Source organism: Gibbsiella greigii (genome assembly GCF_039540155.1).
Classification (GTDB): Bacteria; Pseudomonadota; Gammaproteobacteria; order Enterobacterales; family Enterobacteriaceae; genus Gibbsiella; species Gibbsiella quercinecans.
This window is the reverse complement of sequence record NZ_BAABEM010000005.1, coordinates 51,465-69,269: the sequence shown is the minus strand read 5'-3', so window position 1 is coordinate 69,269 and position 17,805 is coordinate 51,465. Positions and strand designations below refer to the sequence as shown.

The 17,805-nt window shown below is 55.6% G+C and carries 17 protein-coding genes and 1 pseudogene; 11 read left to right on the top strand and 7 right to left on the bottom strand.

Annotation, left to right across the window (positions count from 1 at the left end; all coding sequences use genetic code 11):
• Window positions 1-150 precede the first annotated feature (150 nt).
• Both bepA and arsC read left to right on the top strand, forming a co-directional pair.
• Window positions 151-1,620: a beta-barrel assembly-enhancing protease gene (bepA, locus tag AC559G_RS02220; RefSeq protein ID WP_462614109.1), complete on the top strand. Its 1,470-nt coding sequence runs from the start codon at window positions 151-153 to the stop codon at window positions 1,618-1,620.
• A gap of 23 nt (window positions 1,621-1,643) precedes the next feature.
• Window positions 1,644-2,000: an arsenate reductase family protein gene (arsC, locus tag AC559G_RS02215; protein WP_498910977.1), complete on the top strand. Its 357-nt coding sequence runs from the start codon at window positions 1,644-1,646 to the stop codon at window positions 1,998-2,000.
• 39 nt (window positions 2,001-2,039) lie between these two features.
• Here arsC and hda read toward each other — a convergent pair whose 3' ends face one another.
• On the bottom strand, window positions 2,040-2,741 hold the full coding sequence (gene hda, locus AC559G_RS02210; RefSeq protein WP_095847766.1) for a DnaA inactivator Hda: 702 nt from the start codon (window positions 2,739-2,741) through the stop codon (window positions 2,040-2,042).
• Between the two features lie 237 nt (window positions 2,742-2,978).
• Here hda and AC559G_RS02205 point away from each other — a divergent pair, with 237 nt between their 5' ends.
• Window positions 2,979-3,500, top strand: a complete 522-nt coding sequence (locus AC559G_RS02205; protein WP_438597947.1) for an E3 ubiquitin--protein ligase — start codon at window positions 2,979-2,981, stop codon at window positions 3,498-3,500.
• Window positions 3,501-3,609: 109 nt separating this feature from the next.
• Window positions 3,610-3,858, top strand: a complete 249-nt coding sequence (locus AC559G_RS02200) for a GlsB/YeaQ/YmgE family stress response membrane protein (RefSeq protein ID WP_095847764.1) — start codon at window positions 3,610-3,612, stop codon at window positions 3,856-3,858.
• Window positions 3,859-3,977: 119 nt separating this feature from the next.
• Here AC559G_RS02200 and AC559G_RS02195 read toward each other — a convergent pair whose 3' ends face one another.
• The 3 genes from AC559G_RS02195 to upp form a co-directional block, all read right to left on the bottom strand.
• Complete coding sequence (locus AC559G_RS02195; RefSeq protein ID WP_498910974.1) at window positions 3,978-4,628, bottom strand: DUF421 domain-containing protein; 651 nt, start codon at window positions 4,626-4,628, stop codon at window positions 3,978-3,980.
• Window positions 4,629-4,904: 276 nt separating this feature from the next.
• Window positions 4,905-6,194 (bottom strand): uracil/xanthine transporter, encoded by a 1,290-nt coding sequence (uraA, locus tag AC559G_RS02190; RefSeq protein WP_498910973.1) that lies wholly within the window; start codon window positions 6,192-6,194, stop codon window positions 4,905-4,907.
• 133 nt (window positions 6,195-6,327) lie between these two features.
• Window positions 6,328-6,954, bottom strand: a complete 627-nt coding sequence (upp, locus tag AC559G_RS02185) for a uracil phosphoribosyltransferase (RefSeq protein ID WP_095847760.1) — start codon at window positions 6,952-6,954, stop codon at window positions 6,328-6,330.
• Window positions 6,955-7,694: 740 nt separating this feature from the next.
• On the opposite strand from upp, the gene tssD reads away from it, so the two are divergent.
• From tssD to AC559G_RS02150, 7 genes and pseudogenes are all read left to right on the top strand, one after another.
• Entirely contained in the window at window positions 7,695-8,186 is a 492-nt protein-coding gene (gene tssD / locus AC559G_RS02180) for an Hcp family type VI secretion system effector (protein WP_498910971.1), read from the top strand.
• An 11-nt stretch (window positions 8,187-8,197) separates the two neighbouring features.
• Window positions 8,198-8,560 (top strand): annotated as a pseudogene (locus tag AC559G_RS02175) (tlde1 domain-containing protein).
• Window positions 8,557-9,024 carry a hypothetical protein gene (locus AC559G_RS02170; protein ID WP_498910969.1) on the top strand — a complete coding sequence of 156 codons (468 nt, stop codon included), beginning with the start codon at window positions 8,557-8,559 and terminating at the stop codon, window positions 9,022-9,024. Before AC559G_RS02175 ends, AC559G_RS02170 begins: the two are co-directional and overlap by 4 nt.
• A 248-nt stretch (window positions 9,025-9,272) precedes the next feature.
• Entirely contained in the window at window positions 9,273-10,310 is a 1,038-nt protein-coding gene (gene purM, locus AC559G_RS02165; RefSeq protein WP_498910967.1) for a phosphoribosylformylglycinamidine cyclo-ligase, read from the top strand.
• Window positions 10,310-10,951 carry a phosphoribosylglycinamide formyltransferase gene (purN, locus tag AC559G_RS02160; RefSeq protein ID WP_498910965.1) on the top strand — a complete coding sequence of 214 codons (642 nt, stop codon included), beginning with the start codon at window positions 10,310-10,312 and terminating at the stop codon, window positions 10,949-10,951. The genes purM and purN overlap by 1 nt, the downstream gene beginning before the upstream one ends.
• Before the next feature lie 111 nt (window positions 10,952-11,062).
• Window positions 11,063-11,614 (top strand): spermidine N1-acetyltransferase, encoded by a 552-nt coding sequence (gene speG / locus AC559G_RS02155; RefSeq protein ID WP_498910963.1) that lies wholly within the window; start codon window positions 11,063-11,065, stop codon window positions 11,612-11,614.
• A 634-nt stretch (window positions 11,615-12,248) separates the two neighbouring features.
• A complete protein-coding gene (locus AC559G_RS02150; protein ID WP_498910960.1) occupies window positions 12,249-12,788 on the top strand; it encodes a bactofilin family protein in 540 nt (179 codons plus the stop codon).
• Here the strand turns inward: AC559G_RS02150 and pstB are convergent.
• The 3 genes from pstB to AC559G_RS02135 all read right to left on the bottom strand — a co-directional run bounded on the left by pstB (window position 12,779) and on the right by AC559G_RS02135 (window position 17,502).
• Window positions 12,779-13,591 carry a phosphate ABC transporter ATP-binding protein gene (pstB, locus tag AC559G_RS02145; protein ID WP_498910958.1) on the bottom strand — a complete coding sequence of 271 codons (813 nt, stop codon included), beginning with the start codon at window positions 13,589-13,591 and terminating at the stop codon, window positions 12,779-12,781. The two genes, AC559G_RS02150 and pstB, sit on opposite strands and share 10 nt — an antisense overlap.
• A gap of 93 nt (window positions 13,592-13,684) precedes the next feature.
• Window positions 13,685-15,334 carry a phosphate ABC transporter permease PstA gene (pstA, locus tag AC559G_RS02140; protein WP_498910956.1) on the bottom strand — a complete coding sequence of 550 codons (1,650 nt, stop codon included), beginning with the start codon at window positions 15,332-15,334 and terminating at the stop codon, window positions 13,685-13,687.
• Window positions 15,331-17,502, bottom strand: coding sequence for an ABC transporter permease subunit (locus AC559G_RS02135; protein WP_498910954.1), 2,172 nt, complete (start codon window positions 17,500-17,502; stop codon window positions 15,331-15,333). Before AC559G_RS02135 ends, pstA begins: the two co-directional genes overlap by 4 nt.
• Window positions 17,503-17,805: the final 303 nt, after the last annotated feature.

Here is a 17,805-nt window from a genome sequence, read left to right as displayed (position 1 = left end):
AGCCGGGGTAAACGTTTCATTGTGGCCCATGGCTGGCTATGATGTGAAGGCACTACGCCGCTATCTGCCGGCAAAACAGGCTTTTGATAATAAAGCTCTGGTATGCAGGCAGAACGTTGACACACGGCATAACGAAGGATATCCCAGACTATGATCACCCGGTTGACCAAAACAGCGATCGCAGTACTGTTGCTGGGCGCCGCCAGCACCAGCGCGCTCGCGCCGGCAAACGCCCAGGCGCCGGATCAATTGCCTGACATGGGCACCACCGCCGGTAGCACCCTCAGCATTGGACAAGAGCTGGCAATGGGCGATTTCTACGTGCGGCAGCTGCGTGCCAGCGCGCCGCTGATCAACGATCCGTTACTGCTGCAGTACATCAACCAACTGGGCAACCGCCTGGTGGCCAGCGCCTATTCTGTGCGCACCCCGTTCCATTTTTATCTGGTGCGCAATGATGAAATCAACGCCTTTGCCTTCTTCGGCGGCAACGTGGTGTTGCACTCCGCCCTGCTGCGGGTTACCGACAATGAAAGCCAGTTGGCTTCGGTGCTGGCGCACGAAATCTCGCACGTGACCCAGCGCCACCTGGCGCGCGCCATGGAAGATCAACAGCGCAACGCCCCGCTGACCTGGGTGGGCGCACTCGGCTCCATTTTACTGGCGATGGCCAACCCGGCGGCCGGCATGGCGGCGCTCAGCGGCACCATCGCCGGTACCCAGCAAGGGATCATCAGTTTTACCCAGGCCAACGAACAGGAGGCCGACCGCATCGGCCTGCAGGTGCTGGAGCGCGCCGGGTTTGATCCGCAGGCGATGCCCGACTTCCTGCAAAAGCTTTCCGATCAATCGCGCTACGCCTCCAAGCCCCCGGAGATGCTGCTGACTCACCCACTGCCGGACAGCCGGCTTTCCGACGCGCGCAACCGCGCCAACCAGATGCCGCGCCATCTGGTTCAATCCACGCAGGATTACTACATGGCCAAAGTTCGCGCCATGGGGATGTACAGCAGCGAAGGTTACGGCCTGACGGAAGATTTGCTCACCACCTACAGCCAGGGCAACGTGCGCCAGCAAAACGCCGCCAAATATGGCCGCGCCATTCTGTTCTACACCGCGAAGAAGTACGACAATGCGCGCGCGATTATCCAGCCGCTGTTGGCGCAGGATCCGAAAAACGTCTGGTATCTTGATCTGCTCACCGATATCGATTTAGGCCAGAAACGCGCCGCGCAGGCTATCGCCCGCCTGCAAAATGCCAATGCCGCCCAGAGCAACAACCCCGTGCTGCTGCTCAACCTGGCCAACGCGTACGTGGAAGGCAACCAGCCAGCACAGGCTTCGCGGATCCTAAACCGCTATACCTTCAACCACCCGGACGATCCGAACGGTTGGGATCTGCTGGCGCAGGCCAGCGCCGCGCAGGGGTTGCGCGATGAGGAACTCTCCGCCCGCGCCGAAAGCCTGGCGCTTACCGGTAAACTGGATCAGGCCATCGGCCTGCTCAGCAACGCCAGTTCGCTGGAAAAACTCGGTAGCCTGAAACAGGCGCGCTACGATGCCCGCATTGACCAACTGCGCCAATTGCAGCAGCGCTTCCGCCAATACCAGCGCAGTTGATTTATACAAGGAACGATCATCAGATGAATAATACCGTCACCATTTACCACAACCCACGCTGTTCCAAAAGCCGTGAAACCCTGGGGTTGCTGGAACAGCGCGGCATTGCCCCCCACGTCGTGCGCTATCTTGATACCCCGCCGTCAGTGGCTGAATTGAAAACGCTGTTGCAGGCTTTGGGGATACATTCAGCACGCGAGCTGATGCGCAAGAAGGAAGAGGAATACAAAACGCTGGGCTTAGCCGATGAGAGCTTAAGTGAAGCACAGTTGCTGCAGGCGATGGTGGAAAACCCGAAGCTGATTGAACGCCCGATCGTGGTCAAGGGCAACCAAGCCCGCATCGGCCGCCCGCCGGAGCAGGTGCTGGAGATTCTCTAAGACATGGGGCCTGCGCCCGCAGGCCCGGTTTTCCCGGCGTTACAACCCCAGGATCTCTTTCACAAACGGGATGGTCAGCTTGCGCTGAGCGGTGATTGATGCGCGATCGAGCTGATCCAGCGTCATGAACAGCGTGCGCATTTCACGATCCAGCCGCTTCAGCAAAAAGCGCCCCACGTCTTCCGGCAGTTCGAAACCACGCAGTTTGGAACGCAATTGCAGCGCCTGTAGCTTTTCGTCGTCGGATAGCGGCTGAAGCTTGTAGATTTGCCCCCAGTCCAGGCGCGAGGCCAGATCGGGCAGGTGCAGATTAAGCTGGCGCGGTGGGCGATCGCCGGTGATAAACAAGCGTGTGCGCCCGGTTTCCAGAATGCGGTTGTAGAGGTTGAAGATCGCCATTTCCCACTCTTCATCGCCGGCGATACATTCAATATTATCAATGCACACCAGCGCCAACTGCTCCATGCCGTCTAACACTTCAGGCACGAAATAGGCGCGCTTATCCAGCGGCACATAGCCCACCGCTTCGCCGCGCTGCGACAATTCCGCGCAGGCCGCATGCAGCAAATGGCTACGCCCCCCGCCCTCACGCGACCAGAAATAGATATAACTGCCATGCTCCTGGCGGACGGCGGACTGGATCGCAGCTAATAGGGATGGGTTCTCACCCGGATAAAAACTGGCGAAAGTTTCATCATCGGGCAGATAAAGTGGCAGTGAAAGCTGTGCCGGCGTATTCAGAGAAGCACCTCAACCAAAACTGGCAGAAAAACGCCGCCAGTTTATCACAGAATGCGTCGGCAAATGAACCGGCAGGATTTTATGGTGGAATAGTAGCCAAAACATGCAGGCCAGGGCAAAAATCCCCCTGGAGTGAAACCTTTTATTGCGGGAATTTGTATTTTGTCACGAATTTGTCCTAGTATGGAAAAGCAAGAAGCAATGATCATCATCAAGGTTACTGCAAGGATTTTAAGAATGAATTCATGGAATAAAGTATTGCTGGCTTCGGTTATCGGTCTGTTGGTCGCAGGCTGTGACGATGCTTCCAAAGTGGACGCCAACCTGGATAAAGCCAAAGACAGCGCGGAACAGATCACTGACGCCGCACAGCAAAAGGCCGACCAGTTGACGGACAGTGCAAAAGCGAAAGCGGAAGAAATCAAGAAACAAGCGGCGGTTCAGGCCGATCAGCTAAAAGATAAGGCTTCCGCCATCCAGAGCGACGCAGAAAAACATGCGCATGCGCTCACCGACGATGCCAAGGCCAAAGCGGATGCCATCAAAACCGATGCCAGCCAACAAAGCCAGGCGTTGGTTGAACAGGCAAAAACCATCAAAAATGATGCCATCAGCGGTGCCAATAACCTGACTGAACAGGCGAAGGCCAAAACGGAACAGATTAAAAGCAGCATCGAGAAAAAAACTGAAGATGGGCAAAATGACACAACCCCATCGACAGAGGCACCAGCAAACACGCAGAATAGCGCTGCCCAATAAGTTTTCGGCTGCGGGTATAAGCCACACCCTGATAGTGGGAATTGAACGGCAAAATCCCGCGGTTTGGGAATAATGGGTATGTCAGTATTTCACGGCAAGGAGAAGTTAAATGGGTATTATTTCCTGGATTATTTTTGGTCTTATCGCAGGCATCATCGCTAAATGGATTATGCCAGGCAAAGATGGGGGTGGTTTCATTATGACCGTGGTGCTGGGGGTTATCGGTGCCGTTGTCGGTGGTTATATCAGTACCTTCTTTGGCTTTGGTAAAGTTGACGGCTTCAACTTCGGCAGCTTCATCGTTGCGGTGATTGGCGCCATTGTGGTGCTGTTTGTTTACCGCAAAATCCGCAGCTAACGTTAGCCGCCGTATTATATCAGCCGCCGCAGATCGCACGCAGCGGCGGAAAACGCCAGGGGCCGCAACCGCGGCCCCTTCTCTTTTCCGTTGCCATAGCGGCAAGGCGTTGCAGAACGTTATCTGACGATGGTCCCGTCATTGAGGATAAACACAATTTTGCCATCCCAGAATTCGGCAAGAAAAATATCTTCCTGGTTTAACTGGCGATCCTGTAATTGTTTATGCAGCCACTCTTCGCTTTTCTCAATTTCTTCCAGTTCGTAGGTTCTGATCTTGCCGCTTTTCATCACGATCACCGAGGGCATTTTGGTGTCGTCACACACCACCGTCAGTTGGCCGCTGGGCTCAATCTGCGCATAGGCGATCTCCTGAAAGGCCTGAATGCCCTGGCTATGCAACTGCGAGGAAACGTTGAGAATGTCGATCTTGTTCTTCTTCTCAAGAATGTTATTCATAATAAAACGGCCATTCTTGATAATCGGCAGCGGATTGCCAATGGTCACCGAGCGGAAAAAGTTGCAGTGCTTGCTAATAGAATTAAGCAGCGAAATCAGAAGAACGCCGATGAACAACACAATCACATATTGATAAAGCGGTATGCTGTCGCTGTAGATAACCCCGCCGATAATGCCCCCCAGCACAAAGTTGCCGATAAAATCCACCGGCGTCATTTGCGATAGCTGGGTTTTGCCTGAGAAATTCAGGTGCGCGATAACAATGACAAAGCCAATAATAAATTTAATCAGCACGTAGCCGTAGTATTCCATACCCGATGTCTCCCTATTCCCGTTATATTTTACATTACAGGATAAATATTCCCCGTAAATTGAGATTATACCCTGCGAGCCGGGCAAACGCATCGTTGCATGGTAACACTCTCAGGCCTAGGCACAGTAAACTTCCCTATCTCGTTGACTGTGCCAGTTATAACCTGTTACCCATGAGCCCGGTTCATACAGGCTCGGCCCTGAATCGGGCGCGGGCTACGGTGTTATGGCGACCGAAACCCTCGCCATATCAACCAAAGCCCGCCCTTTTAACGCTTACTTCTGTATACCGCGCTCTTCCGGCACATCAATCACCTCTTCCTCCTTGCGGAAAAGACTAATGACCTTAAACAGCAGGCTCAGGCAAATACCCACAATAGTGGCCAGCGCCATGCCTTTCAGCTCGGCTGCGCCGATATGCACCTTGGCGCCGCTCACGCCGATAATCAGGATAATTGAGGTCAGGATCAGGTTCTGCGCCTTGTTGTAATCCACCTTGGATTCAATCAGCACACGAATACCAGAAGCGCCAATCACGCCATACAGCAGTAGTGATACGCCGCCCATGACCGGCACCGGGATGGCCTGAATCGCCGCCGCCAGTTTACCAATGCAGGAAAGCAGGATCGCCAAAATCGCCGCGCCGCCAATCACCCAGGTGCTGTATACCTTGGTAATCGCCATCACGCCGATATTTTCGCCGTAGGTGGTGTTCGGCGTGGAGCCGAAGAAACCGGAAATCACCGTCGAAATGCCGTTGGCAAACATGGAACGGTGCAGCCCTGGATCGCGAATCAGATCTTTTTTAACGATATTGGCCGTCACCACCAGATGGCCGATGTGCTCGGCAATCACCACCAGCGCCGCCGGCAGGATCGTCAGAATGGCAAACCACTCAAAACGCGGCGTGTAGAAAGTGGGCAAGGCGAACCAGTGCGCCTCGCGGATCGGCGTCAGATCCACCACGCCCATACCAAACGACAGTGCGTAACCCACCAGCACGCCGATCAAAATCGGGATAATCGCCAGGAAACCGCGGAACAGCACCGAACCGAGCACCGTGACGCCCAGCGTCACCATCGAAATGGTGATGGCAGTGTCATCCACCGAAGCGCCATCCGCCGGCAACAGCCCGGCCATATTAGCCGCCACGCCCGCCAGTTCCAGGCCGATAACCGCAACGATGGCCCCCATCGCTGCCGGCGGGAAGATCACATCCAGCCAGCCGGTGCCGGCCTTCTGCACGATCAACGCCACCAGGCAGAACAGCACGCCACACATGATAAAGCCGCCCAGTGCCACCTCATATCCCAGCGGCAGCAGCAACAGCACCGGGGAAATAAACGCAAAGCTGGAACCCAAATAAGCGGGGATTTTCCCTTTACAAATAAACAGATACAGCAGCGTACCCACGCCGTTGAACAGCAGTACCGTCGCCGGGTTTATCTTGAACAGGATAGGCACCAGCACCGTAGCGCCGAACATGGCGAATAAATGCTGGAAACTGAGCGGAATAGTCTGGAGCAGCGGCAAGCGCTCACTGACGCCAATGGCGCGACGGGTCATGGTGTGTTTTTCCTCTGAACGTGGTGTTTGCAGTCATGCCATGCTGACCAAGCTGGGCGCAATACCCTCCGGCACCCGCGCCAGCCCAATAAGCCCAGGCAAAAAAAAGCCGACTTCAGCGCCGGCTCAAATGTTATTTGGTACCAAATATTTTATCGCCCGCATCGCCCAGGCCCGGCACGATGTAGCCCTTCTCATTCAAACACTGGTCAATGGCGGCGGTGTATAGCTCAACGTCTGGGTGCGCTTTTTCCAATGCGCGGATGCCTTCGGGCGCGGCAACCAACACCAGCACTTTAATACTGTTGCAACCGGCTTTTTTCAGCAGATCGATGGTGGCAATCATTGAGCCGCCGGTCGCCAGCATCGGATCGACGATCAGCGCCATACGCTCTTCGATATTGGACACCAGCTTCTGGAAATACGGCACGGGTTCCAGGGTTTCCTCGTTACGGTATACCCCGACCACGCTGATACGCGCGCTGGGCACGTGTTCCAGCACGCCATCCATCATCCCCAGGCCGGCGCGCAGGATCGGCACAACGGTAATTTTTTTCCCTTTAATCTGGTCAATCTCAACCGGCCCACACCAGCCCTCAATGGTCACCTTCTCGGTTTCCAGATCGGCGGTCGCTTCATAGGTCAGCAAACTCCCCACTTCAGAAGCCAGCTCACGAAAGCGTTTGGTACTGATGTCGTGTTCACGCATCAGGCCCAGCTTATGTTTCACCAGCGGGTGTTTCACCTCAACGATCTTCATCATTTTTCTCCTATTAAGGCGGTTGACGGCCAAAAAATCGCGGGATTATACCGCCTTTTTGGGGCTGTGCCATCCACACGAGCCCGATCGGGATCAACAAAAGTTTTAATAATAGATCACCCCGCAGATAATTACGGACGATGAAGATTATTAGGTCAACGTCTTCCGGCCGCTGTTCGTCGGCGAGTCACGCGCTCCAGAAAACACTGTCGCCCGCCACGCGGTAGCGTGTTATTGGTCCAGTCTCCCGATCGGGAGTTCTCCACGAACATCAACGAAGTGTTCCCGGTCATTACCTGAGGTCAGTACGTGGCGTTTAAGAGCTCCCCCTAGTCACTTGACTTCGGTATGCTACTGGGGATTGATGAGAGACATCCTTGTCTCTCACCGAAGGCTGGCCAGGGGCCAGGCAAATTCGTTCCTGACGAATTTGTCGCAGCAAAGCCGCGTGATTCGGCCATTTGGCCACACCCCTTCGGGGCCAGCGCTAGCGCTGTTCAAAAACGCTTTTGCATTTTTGTCCTGCAACTCGAATTATTTTGGGTATAGATTTCGTCAGTGACTACATAACCGTGATGCCAAATCGTTGCAGAGATTCAACGCCACGTATTTCTATTTGAACCAAAATCAAAAAAACTCATTCTATTGATATAAATCAATAAAGAATCATTTGATGTTTCATCCGTAAAGGAATGCAAGGTGATAATTAGCATTTTAATAATGTGAAAGGAACTCACTGAATGGCCATACCTGTTTATTTATGGTTAAAGAACGGTGGTGGAAACCCCGTCAAAGGCTCTGTAGACATACACCAACGCGAGGGAAGCATAGAGATAACCGCGCTAGCTCATGCCGTATCACGCCCTACCGATGATCGGTCCGGCAAGATAACGGCACCTCGCGAACATGCGCCCTTTATCCTCACCAAAGCGCTGGATTCTTCCAGTCCGTACCTTTATCAGTTCATTAGCTCCGGGAAACGCTTAAAATCCGCCGAGCTTAAATTCTATCGCATTAATTACGCCGGACAGGAAGAAGAATATTTTAACGTACTTCTTGAGAATGCCCGTATTACCTGTGTCGTACCATTTATGGAAGATGTCAAAGACCCGGACTACGAACGTCACAATCACCTTGAAGTGCTCGAAATGACGTATGAGAAAATCACCTGGAAATATCTGGAAGGCAATATTATCCACTCTAATTCCTGGAAAGAGCGCAGCGCGGCATAGGAGCACAACACATGGCATGGATATACCACCAAAGTACCGGCGAGCTGTGGCATAACGGTAAGTTAATCGGTAAAGGTTATTCGGGGAATCTGACCAACAAAAACAACCCAGATCGGCAGCACGTTAAAGGTATGGGGCCAATACCTCGCGGCACTTGGCATATTGGCGGGCATACTAATTCAAAGGGGCCATTTACCATAATTTTGACGTAAACATCTGGCGAAAGTTATGGACGTTCTCTGTTTCGTATCCACGGCGAGAGGAAGCCGCCGAAAGTACCTGGATTCGCCTCTGAGGGCTGTATAATACTTGGGCCGGTTATTCGCACAAAAATCATTCAATCACCGGATAAGTTACTGGAGGTAGTAAGATGATTCGGCGAACCATCTTGCTGATCGCCTGCATTATCTCGTCCTCATGCATGGCATCGTCAAAAGAATGGAGCGTTTATATTCAACTGATAGAACGGGCAGACAACAAAACACTCCATGCATTGCCGGGGAAAATTGACAATATTGGTGATACCCTCGACGCTGAGCACACAGAGGAACTGACCACAGCTCTTAGCATGGCGCTGATTAAAGACCCTGTATCTGTCATTAACGCAACCAAATCACTCGACATGAGCACCGACCCCTTAAAGCAGCGTTTCGGCACATCGTTGATATGCGGTATACCTTTAATCACACATGCAAATCAGATAAAGGTTGAGGAGTATTTCGCGAAGGCTGAGCCAGCGCTGGAAAAGGCTGGAACTCCTGCCGCAGAATGTCTAAGTAACATGCGTGACGTGATTGACGAGATCAGACAGGAAACAGCACAAACCCCAACAAAGTAATCCTCAGAACAAACCTGGCTGATGCCAGGTCAGATTTCTAACAAAGGGACGAGGCTCAGGGAGGGGCCGAGTAACCAAGCCAACACACCTGCAACTTGAAGTAGGAAGGGGATAGAAGGCGAAAAAGCCGGCCGAGGGCATAAGCCACTCGCAAACGATTGCCTGCGCTGTTAGAATTGCCGCGCATTTTCCGGTATCAACGCCGGAAGCACAGTTTTCAAACAGCAAACCGCCGTGGGGATCGCGCAGTGACCGACAAAACCTCTCTCAGCTATAAAGACGCAGGCGTGGATATCGATGCCGGCAACGCATTGGTAGACCGCATCAAAGGTGTAGTAAAACAGACCCGCCGCCCGGAAGTGATGGGTGGGCTGGGCGGTTTTGGCGCCCTGTGTGCGTTGCCGCAAAAATACCGCGAACCGGTGCTGGTCTCCGGTACCGACGGCGTAGGCACCAAGCTGCGTCTGGCGATGGATCTGAAACGCCACGACACCATTGGTATCGATTTGGTGGCCATGTGCGTTAACGATCTGGTGGTGCAAGGTGCAGAGCCGCTGTTCTTCCTGGATTACTACGCCACCGGCAAGCTGGATGTCGATACCGCGGCCAGCGTCATCAGCGGCATTGCCGAAGGCTGCAAACAGTCCGGCTGCGCCCTGGTGGGCGGCGAAACCGCTGAAATGCCGGGCATGTATCACGGCGAAGACTACGACGTGGCGGGCTTTTGCGTTGGCGTAGTGGAAAAATCAGAAATCATCGACGGCAGCAAAGTTCAGCCTGGCGACGTGCTGATCGCCCTGGGTGCTTCCGGCCCGCATTCAAACGGCTACTCGCTGGTGCGCAAAATTCTTGAGTTCAGCAACACCGATCCCACCGCGGTTCAGCTCGAAGGCAAGCCGTTGGCCGATCACCTGCTGGCGCCCACCAAAATCTACGTGAAATCGGTGCTGGAACTGATCGCCAATCACGAGATTCATGCTATCGCCCACCTGACCGGCGGCGGCTTCTGGGAAAACATCCCACGCGTATTGCCGGAAGGCGTGCAGGCGGTTATCAATGAATCAAGCTGGCAGTGGCCGGCGGTGTTCAACTGGCTGCAACAGGCCGGCAACGTCAGCCGCCACGAAATGTACCGCACCTTTAACTGCGGTGTTGGTATGGTCATCGCCTTGCCGCAGGCCGAAGCCGATGCCGCCATCGCACGGTTGAACGCCGCGGGTGAAAAGGCCTGGCAGATCGGTAAACTGGCCGCTGCGGCTGATGAACAGCGCGTGGTTATCGGGTAATGAAAAAGATCGTGGTGTTAATCTCCGGCCAGGGGAGCAATCTCCAGGCACTGATTGACGCCTGTCAGCAGGAGCGCATCGCCGCTGAGATCGTCGCGGTGTTCAGCAACAAGGCGCAGGCTTACGGCCTGCAGCGCGCCAGTGAAGCCGGCATTGCCACCCAGGCGCTGGATAACGGCGCCTTTGCCGATCGCGCCGCGTTCGACGCCGCGCTGGCAGACGCTATCGACGGCTACCAACCGGATCTTGTGGTGCTGGCTGGCTACATGCGCATCCTCAGTGCACCGTTCGTGCAGCACTATGCCGGGCGCATGCTGAACATCCACCCTTCCCTGCTGCCCAAATACCCCGGTCTGAACACCCACCGTCAGGCAATCGACAACGGCGACAGTGAGCATGGTACCTCCGTGCACTTTGTCACCGAACAGCTCGACGGCGGCCCGGTGGTGTTACAGGCCAAAGTGCCTATCTTCGCCGGCGATACAGAGGAAGAAGTGCTGGAACGGGTGCAAACTCAGGAGCACAGGCTCTATCCGCTGGTAGTAGGCTGGTTTATCGATGGGCGCCTGGAGATGCGCAACGGCGGCGCCTGGCTTGACGGCCAGCTGTTGCCGGCGCAAGGCTATGCGGCCGATGAATAGCCCCAGAATCTAAATTCTCCCTCAACGGCACCCGCAAGGGTGCCGTTTTTTTTCGCCAGGATAATCGCGCCACGGGTATACTTGCCCATATGACAGCCAAGAGGAGCCTGCATGTCCAGCACCAACCACGTTAGATTGCGCCCACTGGAACGGGATGATTTAGCGTTTGTCCACCAAATGGACAACAACGCCAGCGTAATGCGCTACTGGTTTGAAGAGCCTTATGAAGCCTTCGTTGAACTTTCCGATCTGTACGACAAACATATTCACGATCAGAGCGAGCGCCGCTTCATCATTGAGCATGAAGGCGCCAAGGTGGGGCTGGTGGAGCTGGTTGAAATCAACCACATCCACCGCCGCGCCGAATTCCAGATCATTATCGATCCGGCTCACCAGGGCAAAGGCTATGCCAGCACCGCCGCCAAGCTGGCGATGGAATACGCCTTCTCGGTGCTGAACCTGTACAAGCTTTACCTGATCGTTGATAAAGAGAACCCCAAGGCGATCCATATCTACAGCAAGCTAGGGTTTGAGGTAGAGGGTGAACTGCGGGATGAGTTCTTCGTCAATGGTGAATACCGCACGGTGCTACGCATGTGTATCTTCCAGCCACAGTATTTGAAGAAATTCAAAACGCCGGTAAAGCCGGATACGGCGCTTTGATATAACCTGGCAAGCCAAGCCCACCATCCTCCGATGCATACGGATATAAAATGGTTCTTTTGTATTTTGACGTGGGTATTCCCCCAGGGGTGACAAAAGGAATTAACCAAGGTGTGGTTTGACATGCCCAAGCCACGCCCCTTTCTGGATTGAACATGCGCATGTAGTGCATGTTCAATTTTATTTGTATACGAGCACAAGAATAAAAAACATTCATAAAAACAATGAGAGCCGCATTCAATATTTATTTAATTTATTATTAAATAAAAAGTACGCCCTAAGGCGACAACATATAATAAAAAAAGACAATAAAATGTAATACATCACTAGAAAAAATTAAAATTCACACTAATGAATTAATTATCATTAACAGGTATGATGGCGTAATTCTCTGCACAGAGAATTAACCATATTGGCGGCAACAGCGGCCCAATTAATGTTAGCTCACTCAAACAACATGTATAACCCCAATATATTATGGTATGTATGGATCTCATGGAGTTCTTTGATTTTTGTCTGGTCAACCCGGCATATACTGGCGGCGCTCCACCCACAGGCGGCGATCATCATTGCTGTTTCAATCCACGTATTGTTATTGGTTCACCTCGCGTTTAAAACAACAAGGAAGAGAATTATGCAAATATTCAACAAGCAGAAAAACATCACGGAAAAAACGTTGCCTGCCGAAGTAAAACCACCAGAAAACCCAGGCATACTGCTGCCGGAGCCAGAAACACCGCTGGCCGCAAGCGGCGTAAAAACCACCAAGGACACCGCTATATCACAGGGCATGAAGCTAACCGGCACGCTGGAAGGCCAAGGCAATATTATTGTCGAAGGAAAAATAGAGGGCAAAATCCACTGCTCACACCAGGTGCGTATTGAGCATAGCGGCCTGGTTACCGGGGAAATCCACGCCAAGCACATCACCATCAATGGCACCGTCGAAGGGCAATGCCACGCGGCCACGCTGATTATCCAGGCGAAAGGCAGCGTTCATGGGGATATTTTCAGCGATGATTTTTCGATAGAGAAAGGCGGGAAATTTATCGGCCAATCGCAGCTCACGCAACAAGCGCCAGCTAAACTAGCCGCACCGCCGAAAAACACCGCCGGCAAAACCGGGGGGCAAGGCCAGCCGGAACCGGCCGCCAGCCAGGCGCTTCAGCCGTAGCGCCCAGTGATGTAATCCTCGGTCTGGCGCTGGCGCGGCGAAGTGAAAATACTGTCGGTGTCGCTGTATTCCACCAGGCGGCCCTGATGGATAAAGGCGGTGTAGTCAGACACGCGCGCCGCTTGTTGCATATTATGGGTCACCAGCACCACGCTGTAGCGCTGTTTCAACGCTGAAATCAGCTCTTCGATCGTCAGGGTTGAAATAGGATCCAGCGCCGACGTCGGCTCGTCAAGCAGCAGCACTTCCGGCTCGATGGCGATCGCACGGGCGATCACCAACCGCTGCTGCTGGCCGCTGGAGAGGCGAAACGCGTTCTCGCGCAGGCGATCTTTCACCTCATGCCACAGCGCCGCTGCCCGCAGCGAGCGCTCCATGGCTTCGTCCAGGATGCGCCGATCGCGGATCCCTTGCAGCCGCAGGCCGTACACCACGTTTTCATAAATCGATTTGGGAAACGGGTTGGGCCGCTGGAACACCATGCCTACCCGGCGGCGCAGCGCGGTAACGTCAGCCTGCGGGCTAGCGATATTCTCTTCATGAAGCCGCAGCTCCCCTTCGATACGGCAGTGTTCCACCAGATCGTTCATGCGATTAAAACAGCGCAGCAGCGTGGATTTGCCGCAGCCGGAAGGGCCGATCAACGCGGTAACCCGGTATTTCGGGATCCGCAGTGAAATGTCATGCAGCACCTGCTTTTCGCCGTAGAACAAATTCAGGTTATTCACGGCCAGCGCCGTTTGCTCATCGCTAAGTTGCTGTACATTCAGGCGCGGCAAACTGCCCGGCGTCACAAAACCCATTACACGTTCCCCAAAAAAGTGGTCATTATTACCCGGCTATATCCCGCAATAGCGCGTGAGCGCCACTGGCGATCTGACGTTACGGAGCACGGCTTATCCCCACGCCCGGTATTTTTCCCGCAGCGAATGGCGAATCCCCATCGCAGCCAGGTTCAGCCCCACCACAATCACTACCAGCAAGAAGGCGGTGGCGAACACCAACGGCCGTGCGGCTTCAACGCTCGGGCTCTGAAACGCCATATCATAAATCTGGAAGCTCAAGTGCATAAACTTTCGCTCCAGGTGCAGATAGGGGAAAATGCCGTCCACCGGCAGTACCGGCACCGATTTCACCACCCCCACCAACATTAGCGGCGCGGTTTCCCCTGCGGCGCGCGCCACCGCCAGGATCAGGCCGGTCATCATGGCCGGCGCAGCCATCGGCAGCACAATGTGCCATAGCGTTTCCGCCCGGCTGGCGCCCAGCGCCAACGATCCCTGGCGCAACGCCACCGGTATGCGCGATAGCCCCTCTTCGGTGGCGACAATCACCACCGGCAGCGTCAACAACGCCAGCGTCAGCGCGGCCCACAGCACGCCCGGCGTGCCGAAGGTCGGGTTCGGTAAAGATTCCGCGTAAAACAACTGGTCGATACTGCCGCCGATCATATAAACAAAAAAGCCCAAGCCGAACACGCCGTACACGATGGAAGGCACCCCGGCCAGATTCACCACCGAGATACGAATCAAGCGCGTCAGCAGGTTATTCCCGGCGTATTCATGCAGGTACACCGCGGCGATAACGCCGAACGGCATCACCACGATCGACATCAGGATCACCATCAGCACCGTGCCGAAGATGGCGGGGAATACGCCGCCTTCAGTATTGGCTTCGCGCGGGCTGTCAGTCAGAAATTTCTTCACCTGCGCCGCCCAGTGAGCCACTTTCTGCCCAACGCTCATGGTATTCGGATACCAGGCATCCCGCACCTGAATCAGCGGGATGGTATGAATCTGGCCGGACATATCGCGCAGTTGCAGCGCATCGCGATAACGATCACGGTTTAGCCCTTCCAGCGCATCCGCCAACTGCCGGTACTGGCGTTGCAGCTCTGTCCGTTCGGCTTTGATCGCAGCCTGCGCCCCAGCGTCCAGGGCATTTTTAGCTGCCAGGCTTTTCTCATGCAGGCGCAGGGATTCAAAATGCTGATTGACCTGCGCCATCGCGCTGAACTGGATATCGTACGCCTGGCGCGATAGTGCGGCGATCTGCGGCAAACGCTGCATCAGCGTGTGGCCCAAATCCCGCCCGGTGAGCGGTTGACCATCTTCCAGCAGGCCCACCAAATAGCCGTAAGCCGTGCCGTTGCTGTTCCGCTCCAGCACGATCAAATCGCGCGGCGCCGTTTGCCGGCGCACGTCGTCAGCCAGTAGCGTGCGGAAATCCTGTCCGTTAGATTCGCGGTTGCCGACCTTGATCAAATAGCGGGTAAAGGCCGGCGCATCGCCGGCCGGCATGGCGATGCCCGCCGCCTGCAGTTGGCGGCGGGAAATGCTTTGCTGTTGGTACAGCTCGCCGATCACGGTTACCGGGCCGGCTGCGCTTTGGTTTAGCTCAAACTGGTACACCGGGCTGGGCCAAAAATAGCGCATGCCCTGCCCAGCCAATAGAGCCAGAATACCGATTAACGCCAGCAGGCTGACCGCTACCGATGCCGCACTAAGCCAGACCCACGGCGCGCCAGAATGCGCCCAACGCTTCATGGCGCCTCCTGATTGACGGTATAACGCTTGCGTAACCGCAGGCGAATGGCTTCCGCCAGCGTGTTAAACACAAAAGTGAACATAAACAGCACCAGCGCAGTCAGAAACAGCACGCGGTAGTGGCTGCTGCCGGCGACGGCCTCCGGCATTTCAATCGCGATGTTGGCCGCCAGGGCGCGCAGCCCCTGGAACAGGCTGCCATCGATGATCGGCGTATTGCCGGTGGCCATCAGCACGATCATGGTTTCCCCCACCGCACGGCCAAAGCCAATCATGAATGCGGAGAAAATCCCGGCGCTGGCGCACGGCAGCGCCACACGCGTCACCGTTTGCCACGGGGTGGCGCCCAGCGCCAACGATCCCTGCCACAGCACCGTGGGCACGCTAAATAGCGCATCTTCCGCCAGCGAGAAGATAACCGGCACCAGCGCAAAGCCCATCGCCACGCCGACCACCAGTGCATTGCGCTGATCATAATCGTCGCCCAGCCAGAAATGCATCGGCTCGCCGAACAACTGCTGTTCCAGCCATGGCCCGGTGCTGAACGCCAGCCAGACACACCCCGCCACCACCGGCAGCAGCAAGAGCAAATCGCCCCCCGGCGGCAAACGGCCGCGGGTAATGCGTTGCGCCACTGCACTGCACAGCAGCGCCGCCGCGGTGAGCAGCAGCGGCAACGCCAGCACCGCCAATAAATAATGCTCAATCAACGGCGCCAGCCAGATACCGGCGACCAGACCAATCACCACCGTCGGCAAAGCGCCCATCACTTCAATCGCCGGTTTCACCACCCGGCGCAGCCGCACCGACATAAAGTAAGCGGTATACACCGCGCCAGCCAACGCCAGCGGGACGGCAAACAGCATGGCGTAGCCCGCCGCCTTGAGCGTGCCGAAAATAATCGGCACCAGGCTGAATTTGGCCTGGTAGCTGTCTTCACCGGAGGTGGATTGCCAGACATAGGCCGGCTGCGGATAGTTTTCATACCAGACTTTCTGCCACAGCGAACGCCAGGTGACGTCGGGGTAAGGGTTATTCAGGCGATAGTGCTGCCAGCCTTCGGGGGTCTCCAACAGCAGGCCGTCGCCGCGCGGCGCAAAGGCCAGGCGCTGGCTGCCGGCCGGCACGCGGCCAGTCAGCAACGGCCGAGACTGCGCGCCGGTAAACAGCGCAAAATCCCCGTTAGGCTGCAAGGTGGCGAACACCCGGCGGTAGGGTTCCGCCACCGTAATCGCCCCTGGCTGCGCCTGGTAGTCAAAGCGCTGTACCGCCGTCAGTTGCCGGCGCCCGGCCTTTTCCACGTCGAACCATTCATGCAGGCTGCCGTCCGCCCCCTGGATCAACAGCGCGCTGCCGCCGGGCAGCGCCGTCAGATGGTAAGGTGCCTGCGCGCCAAGATCGCGGGTTTCGCTCGCCTGCGCCAGGGAGCCGGCAAGCGCATAACGCAGCAACTGGTTGCCGCTAAGCAGGTAAAGCTGGCTGCCGTCCGGCGCCAGCACCAGTTGTTGAATATCGTGTTCAAGCGGGATTTCATTCAGTTGCGGTTCGCCGTCGCGGGTATAGCGCCCCAACAGCAAACGGCGATCGTCAGTCACCGCCGCCAGCAGGTAGTGCCCGGCACGAACCTGGGCCAATGCCAGCAGTTTGAGCGCATGCCCGCGCCGATCCAGCGCCCACGGCCGCGCCCCCAGCGGGAAACGCCACTGCGGCAAGGCGCTGTTGGCAGCGGCGAAATCAGCGGCAACCACCACTACGCGCCCGTCCGCCTGCGCCAACGCGAAAAGATCGCGCTCACCCACCGCCTGTGCCAGCAAGGCCGGCGAATTGAGCAAAGGCTGCGGCGGCAATAGTGATGCACCGGCCGAACCGCTCGCTTCGGGATTCATGCGATAAAACCGGCCGTTGCCGTCTGGATCGATGCGATAACCGATGCGCTGCTGCACATCCATGCCCAGCGCCAGTGCCAGGCCGCCGACCGCCAGCGGCTGCGCCTTGCCCATGGCGGCCGGCTTGAACAGTGGAAATACGGCAAACAGCAAATAGACGAAAACGAGCAGCAGCACCATCAGCACCAACCCACCGCTGATCGTTACTGCCGCCTGTACGCCATAATCGACGCGCGAACGCAGACGATCCCGGGGGTGTTGCTTTGCCGTCATTTGAACCATGTCTTTTGCCGTTGCTTCCCTAATCACGCTTATGCCATAAGATAACCGGGCATCTTATGTCAGTTTTGTGACATTTGCATGACAAAGTCATTCGGCACCAAGTCGTAGATAAGTTGGACTTTCCTGTCAATCTCTCGCAATAATATTGTAGGACACTAGGTTATGTCCCACCATTGCGCGTAAGCACCACTGGCGGTATTTGTGCAGTCGGCAACGCCCTGGCGCACAAACTCAGCGGAGAGTAACGCCAAAATGCGGTGAATAGCCACGGGTTACCGTACCCTGGCCGCGCAACAGGCGGGC

Excerpts from the sequence above, each read along its gene's own strand:
- bepA (WP_462614109.1), top strand. The coding sequence starts at position 151 with ATGATCACCCGGTTGACCAAAACAGCGATCGCAGTACTGTTGCTGGGC.
- arsC (WP_498910977.1), top strand. The coding sequence starts at position 1,644 with ATGAATAATACCGTCACCATTTACCACAACCCACGCTGTTCCAAAAGC.
- AC559G_RS02205 (WP_438597947.1), top strand. The coding sequence starts at position 2,979 with ATGAATTCATGGAATAAAGTATTGCTGGCTTCGGTTATCGGTCTGTTG.
- AC559G_RS02200 (WP_095847764.1), top strand. The coding sequence starts at position 3,610 with ATGGGTATTATTTCCTGGATTATTTTTGGTCTTATCGCAGGCATCATC.
- AC559G_RS02195 (WP_498910974.1), bottom strand. The coding sequence starts at position 4,628 with ATGGAATACTACGGCTACGTGCTGATTAAATTTATTATTGGCTTTGTC.
- uraA (WP_498910973.1), bottom strand. The coding sequence starts at position 6,194 with ATGACCCGTCGCGCCATTGGCGTCAGTGAGCGCTTGCCGCTGCTCCAG.
- upp (WP_095847760.1), bottom strand. The coding sequence starts at position 6,954 with ATGAAGATCGTTGAGGTGAAACACCCGCTGGTGAAACATAAGCTGGGC.
- tssD (WP_498910971.1), top strand. The coding sequence starts at position 7,695 with ATGGCCATACCTGTTTATTTATGGTTAAAGAACGGTGGTGGAAACCCC.
- AC559G_RS02170 (WP_498910969.1), top strand. The coding sequence starts at position 8,557 with ATGATTCGGCGAACCATCTTGCTGATCGCCTGCATTATCTCGTCCTCA.
- purN (WP_498910965.1), top strand. The coding sequence starts at position 10,310 with ATGAAAAAGATCGTGGTGTTAATCTCCGGCCAGGGGAGCAATCTCCAG.
- speG (WP_498910963.1), top strand. The coding sequence starts at position 11,063 with ATGTCCAGCACCAACCACGTTAGATTGCGCCCACTGGAACGGGATGAT.
- AC559G_RS02150 (WP_498910960.1), top strand. The coding sequence starts at position 12,249 with ATGCAAATATTCAACAAGCAGAAAAACATCACGGAAAAAACGTTGCCT.
- pstB (WP_498910958.1), bottom strand. The coding sequence starts at position 13,591 with ATGGGTTTTGTGACGCCGGGCAGTTTGCCGCGCCTGAATGTACAGCAA.
- pstA (WP_498910956.1), bottom strand. The coding sequence starts at position 15,334 with ATGAAGCGTTGGGCGCATTCTGGCGCGCCGTGGGTCTGGCTTAGTGCG.
- AC559G_RS02135 (WP_498910954.1), bottom strand. The coding sequence starts at position 17,502 with ATGGTTCAAATGACGGCAAAGCAACACCCCCGGGATCGTCTGCGTTCG.